This is a genomic window from Halomonas sp. 707D4 (assembly GCF_024158685.1).
Lineage (GTDB): Bacteria > Pseudomonadota > Gammaproteobacteria > Pseudomonadales > Halomonadaceae > Vreelandella.
Genome location: NZ_JAMZBD010000525.1, coordinates 1 through 2,059, shown reverse-complemented (window position 1 = coordinate 2,059; position 2,059 = coordinate 1). Strand labels below are relative to the sequence as shown.

The following is a 2,059-nucleotide window of genomic DNA, read 5'->3' as shown; positions in this document are numbered from 1 at the left end:
CCGGTCTTGCCGATGAAGTGCGTGCCCGCGTAGCGCCCGGTGTCGAGCTCCCGAAGCTCCTCGGCGTTGATCCGCCCGACATAGCCCAGCACGTGGGACATGATCTCGGAATCCGGGTAGTAGCGCAGAAGCTGCGCCTCGACCTCGACCCCCGGCAGGCGGTGACGGTTCACGGCCAGCCGGGCGATCTGGTCCTCGCTCAGGTCGGACATCAGAAGCGCCGGCTGGAACGGGCGCTGACGCTGGCGCGAGCGCACGTTGAACGCCTCGATCTCCTCGTCGGGAAGCTCCAGCAAATCGACCAGCAGCGCCAGCGTCTCGTCCAGGTCGTCGACGCGCTCGCGCACCAGCGTCAGGTTGTAGGTAGGGCGGTTTTCCGCCAGCAGCACGCCGTTACGGTCGAAGATCAACCCGCGATTGGGCGGCAAGGGCTCGACCCGCACCCGGTTCTTCTCGGAGCGGGTGGTGTAGAGCTCGTGCTGGACGATCTGCAGATAGGCCAGGCGACTGGCGAGCACGCCGGTCAGGACGAGGACGAAGAGAATCGCGAGCAGCGAGCGTACCCGGAAGATACGCAGTTCCTGCTCGGCGTTTTTAAGCGTGTCACGGCGCTTGCGCATAGCAACAGACGACTCTTGGATCGGGTACGAGCCAGCCCGCCCGGCGAATGCCGAAGGCGGGCCTAGCGATGGTAAGGATGACCGACGAGCAGGGTCCAGGCGCGATAGAGCTGCTCGGCGAGCACGATGCGCACCAGCGGATGCGGCAGGGTCAAGGCCGACAGCGACCAGCGGCTGTGGGCCAGCGCCGAGACCTCGGGCTCGAGCCCGTCAGGCCCGCCCACCAGCAGCACGACGTCGCGCCCGTTCATGCGCCACTCCCCGACTTCGCGGGAGAGCTGCTCGGTGCTGATGCGCTTGCCATCGACCTCGAGGGCCACCACGAACTCGTCACCGCGCAGCCGCTCGCGAATGCGCTGGCCCTCAAGCGCCCGCGCCTTGGCCACATCCGCGTTCTTGCCGCGCTGGCCCAGAGCGATCTCCTCGATCTCGAGGCTGAAGTCTCGCGGCAGGCGCTTGCGGTAGGTTTCCACGCCCTCCTCGACCCAGGCGGGCATCTTGGTGCCGACCGCCAGCAGGCGTACCTTCATGAGCCCGACCCCGTCACGGCGTGCAAGTCCCGCCTGCGCAAGGTCTGGCTCACGACATGGTGATCCGCTGGTCGGGCTTTTGCAGCGTCTCGCGAATGGCGCCTTCACCATCGCCATCGCTGGGCAGGTCCGCCCACAGACGCTCGAGATCATAGAGCGCACGCGCTTCGGGCAGCATGACGTGAACCAGCACGTCGCCCAGGTCGACCAGCACCCAGTCGGCGTTGTCGCCGCCTTCGACGCCCTGGGGCTTGAGCCCCGCCGCCTTGGCCTTTTCGACGACGTTCTGCGCCAGCGCCGACACGTGACGGGTCGAGGTGCCGCTGGCGATCAGCATCAGGTCGGTGACCTGGGTGAGCGCCGAGACATCCAGCTGGGTGATGTCGCGGGCCTTGAGTTCTTCCAGCGCGTCGATCGCCAGGGTTTTGAGTGTATCGATGTGCATGACTCCGTGAATTACCTCGTGTGGTGGACGCTCGATAGCCGGCCATTGTAACGGCTTCTTTATCGACTACCAGCGCTATCGGCCAGTTTGATAGAGCCCGCGGGCAAAAAGCCGCGCCTCGACGGCGTCGGGCACCAGATAGCGCACGCTCTTGCCCTCGGCAAGGCGTGCGCGCACGTCCGTCGCCGAGATCGCCATGCGCGAGGCGAGCTCCAGCGGCAGAAAGCGCCCGCCAGGGCGCGCCATCAATTCGGCCACGCTATCGACTTCGCGATTCGCCACCAGTTCCGCAAGCGCTTGCGATCGCGCCTCCCGGTAGCCGGGCCGGGCGATGACCACCAGGTGCGCGAGCGTGAAGATCGCGTCAGGGTCGTGCCACTCGGTCAGGCGCAGAAAGGCGTCGTGGCCGATCACCATGCAAAGACGCGCCTGCCCCCCTACTTCCCGGCGCAGCTCTTTTAGCG

Annotated in this window: 3 protein-coding genes and 1 pseudogene; all 4 read right to left on the bottom strand. The window is 66.6% G+C overall.

Annotation, left to right across the window (positions count from 1 at the left end; translation table 11 throughout):
- Nucleotides 1-620, bottom strand: a pseudogene (locus BIS11_RS16140) (penicillin-binding protein 2); the annotation flags it as partial.
- 62 nt (nucleotides 621-682) lie between these two features.
- Entirely contained in the window at nucleotides 683-1,150 is a 468-nt protein-coding gene (gene rlmH / locus BIS11_RS16135; protein ID WP_227390956.1) for a 23S rRNA (pseudouridine(1915)-N(3))-methyltransferase RlmH, read from the bottom strand.
- Nucleotides 1,151-1,199: 49 nt separating this feature from the next.
- On the bottom strand, nucleotides 1,200-1,595 hold the full coding sequence (gene rsfS / locus BIS11_RS16130; RefSeq protein WP_253422530.1) for a ribosome silencing factor: 396 nt from the start codon (nucleotides 1,593-1,595) through the stop codon (nucleotides 1,200-1,202).
- 75 nt (nucleotides 1,596-1,670) lie between these two features.
- Nucleotides 1,671-2,059: nicotinate-nicotinamide nucleotide adenylyltransferase (locus BIS11_RS16125; protein WP_367399226.1), on the bottom strand; the 389-nt coding region annotated here is incomplete at its 5' end.

What these genes read in the sequence shown, in the direction of transcription:
- rlmH (WP_227390956.1), bottom strand. Translation starts at nt 1,150, where the DNA reads ATGAAGGTACGCCTGCTGGCGGTCGGCACCAAGATGCCCGCCTGGGTC.
- rsfS (WP_253422530.1), bottom strand. Translation starts at nt 1,595, where the DNA reads ATGCACATCGATACACTCAAAACCCTGGCGATCGACGCGCTGGAAGAA.